Annotated in this window: 2 protein-coding genes and 1 tRNA gene; all 3 read right to left on the bottom strand. The window is 67.8% G+C overall.

The genetic code is table 11. The annotated features are described in order from the left end of the window. Positions 1-217: 217 nt before the first annotated feature. Positions 218-289, bottom strand: a tRNA-Gln gene (locus tag ASG05_RS11675). 54 nt (positions 290-343) lie between these two features. Continuing rightward, a complete protein-coding gene (locus tag ASG05_RS11670; RefSeq protein ID WP_056260947.1) occupies positions 344-1282 on the bottom strand; it encodes an NAD(P)/FAD-dependent oxidoreductase in 939 nt (312 codons plus the stop codon). Next, complete coding sequence (gene gltX, locus ASG05_RS11665; protein ID WP_056260945.1) at positions 1279-2769, bottom strand: glutamate--tRNA ligase; 1491 nt, start codon at positions 2767-2769, stop codon at positions 1279-1281. The genes ASG05_RS11670 and gltX overlap by 4 nt, the downstream gene beginning before the upstream one ends. Positions 2770-2928: the final 159 nt, after the last annotated feature.

Raw genomic sequence — 2928 nt, 5'->3', positions numbered from 1 at the left:
CCCCCCCCCCCCCCCCCCTGCCAGCCCAGCCCAGCTCCGCTCGGCCGGCGTAGCTCGGCCCTTTCGGCCGGCGAATCTTGGCCCTGCCGGCGAAGCTCGGCCCCAGGCCGGCGAAGCTCGGCCCCCCGTTCGGCGAAGCCGAACGCGCCGCCGGAGGCGGCCAAACCAGCACGAACAGCAATTCCCCCGGACCGAAAGGTCAGGGGGAACCAAATTGCTGGGGTACCTGGACTCGAACCAAGAACAACTGAACCAGAATCAGTCGTGTTGCCAATTACACCATACCCCAATGATGACGACCGTCAGGTCTACATCACTGTCGGCCCATCATCTGGACCGACGTCTACTGTACAGCATCCGCCAGGTGTTCGAGGCCACCGATGAGGTCGCGGTTGATGACGGCGGCGACGCGGGCGCCGTCACCGGCGGCGACGATCAGTTGCTGGGGCCCCGGTGCCGTGCTCTCGCCGGCGGCGTAGAGGCCGGGCACCGAGGTGCGTCCGTGGCCGTCGACGACGAGCAGCCCGTCGTCGTCGAGGTCCGCTCCGGTGGCGGCCACGTAGTCGAGCGCCGCCGACCACTCGGGTCGGACGAAGCCGCCGGCCCGCGGCACGGTCGTCCCGTCCTCGAGCACGACTCCACGCATGCCGTCGCGGTCACCGTCGATGCTGGTGACGCGGCGACGGTCCACCGTGATCCCCCGGGCGGCCAGGGCGGCCTCGTCGGCCGAACTCACGACGTCCGAGCCGTGCGTGAAGACGATCAGGTCGTCGGTCCACTGCGACAGCAACAGGGCACGCTCGACGAGATCCGGGTGTTCTCCGATGAGGGCGAGCGGCTGGTCGCGCTTGTCGTACCCGTCGCATTCGATGCAGCTGTGGATGTAGGTGCCGTAGAACGCCCGGAGTTGAGCGATGTCGGGCAACGTCTCGGCCAGGCCCGTCGTGACGAGGACCACGTCGGCGACTGCCGTCGATTGCTGCCCCCGGAACTCGCACGAGACCTCGAAGCCGCCCCCGTCGATCGGCCCCACACTCGTCGCGAGCGTCTGCCGGTGCTCGGCGCCCTCGTAGCCCAAGAACTCGTCACGCCCCAGCTTGCGCAGCTCGAGCGGCGAGATGCCGTCGCGCGTCAGGTACCCGTGCGACAGCAGGGTCGCCGAGTTGCGCGGCCGGTTGCTGTCGATCAGCAGCACGCGACGTCGGGCCCGGACGAGGTTGAGCGCAGCGCTCAGCCCGGCAGGCCCTCCCCCGATGACGGCGACATCGTAGCGATCGGTCATGAGCGTTCGGCGAGGGCGGTCAGTCGGCGGAGCGTCGACTCGCGGCCGAGGATCTCCATCGACTCGAACAGCGGCGGGCTGACCCGGCGCCCCGACAGGGCGACGCGCAGCGGTCCGTAGGCGACGCGGGGCTTGAGCCCCAGCTCGTCGACCAGCGCCGCCTTCAGGGCGGCCTGGATGGGCTCGTGCGTCCAGTCGGTCACGCCTTCGAGCGCAGCCGAGGAGGCGCGCAGCACCTCAGGGGACCGCTCACCCAGCGAGCCCAGCGCGTCGTCTTCGTAGACCAGGTCGTCGTCGGCGACGAACAGGAACCCGAGCATGCCGCGTGCCTCGGACAGCAAGGTCATGCGCTCTTGCACGAGAGGAGCCGCCTGGGCCAGCACAGCCCGCTCGTGCGCCGTCGGAGGATCGCTGACGATCCCCTCGAGGTAGGGCAGGAGCCGCTCGGTGAAGTCGCCCACCTCGAGCAGACGGATGTGGTCGCCGTTGATGGACTCCGCCTTCTTGACGTCGAACCGGGCCGGGTTGGGGTTCACGTCCACCACGTCGAAGGCCGCCACCATCTCGTCGATCGAGAACACGTCGCGATCGTGCGTCAGGGACCACCCCAGCAGGGCCAGGTAGTTGACGAGCCCCTCGGGGACGAAGCCCCGGTCGCGGTGGTGGAAGAGGTTCGACTCAGGGTCACGCTTCGACAGCTTCTTGTTGCCGTCACCCATCACGTAGGGCAGGTGGCCGAAGCGCGGGACGAACGAGGTGATGCCGAGCTCGACCAGAGCCTCGTAGAGGGCGATCTGACGAGGCGTCGACGACAGGAGGTCTTCACCACGGAGGACGTGCGTGATGCCCATCAGTGCATCATCGAGAGGGTTCACGAACGTGTACAGGGGAACACCGTTGGGGCGTACGACGACGAAGTCGCTGAACGACCCGGCGGGGAAGGTGATCTCGCCCCGGACGAGGTCGTCGAAGCTGAGGTCACGGTCGGGCACCCGGAGGCGCAGGGCCGGCTGGCGGCCCTCGGCGCGATAGGCCGCACGCTGTTCGTCGGTCAGGTCTCGTTCGAAGTTGTCGTAGCCCTGCTTCGGGTCCCGACCGTTGGCGACGTTGCGTGCCTCGATCTCTTCACCCGTGGCGAAGCTCTCGTACAGCAGGCCCCGCTCGAGCAACTGATCGATGACACCGCGGTAGATGTCGTGACGCTGCGACTGACGATACGGGCCGTGCGGACCGCCGGCGTCGACGCCCTCGTCCCAATCGATGTGGAGCCACCTCAACCCGTCGAGGATCTGTTCGTAGCTCTCCTCGCTGTCACGAGCTGCGTCGGTGTCTTCGATGCGGAAGACGAGCTTGCCGCCGGTGTGCCGGGCATAGGCCCAGTTGAAGAGGGCGGTTCGGATGAGGCCGACGTGCGGCGTACCGGTGGGCGAGGGGCAGAACCGCACGCGCACATCGGTGCCGGTGGCGGTCGAGAAGGGAGCAGACATCGAGGACGATCTTACCGGGGGCAGCCAGGTCTGATCAGCGTTAAACGCAGAAAGGCCCCTTCCGAGGAAGGGGCCTTTCTGGTGTTGCTCGTGCTATTGCACTAAAGGGAGTCCGGCGGTGTCCTACTCTCCCACAAGGTCCCCCTTGCAGTACCATCG

It is taken from the genome of Frigoribacterium sp. Leaf186 (assembly GCF_001423905.1).
In the GTDB taxonomy this organism is placed as follows: Bacteria; Actinomycetota; Actinomycetes; order Actinomycetales; family Microbacteriaceae; genus Frigoribacterium.
This window is presented reverse-complemented; position numbering and strand designations above follow the sequence as displayed.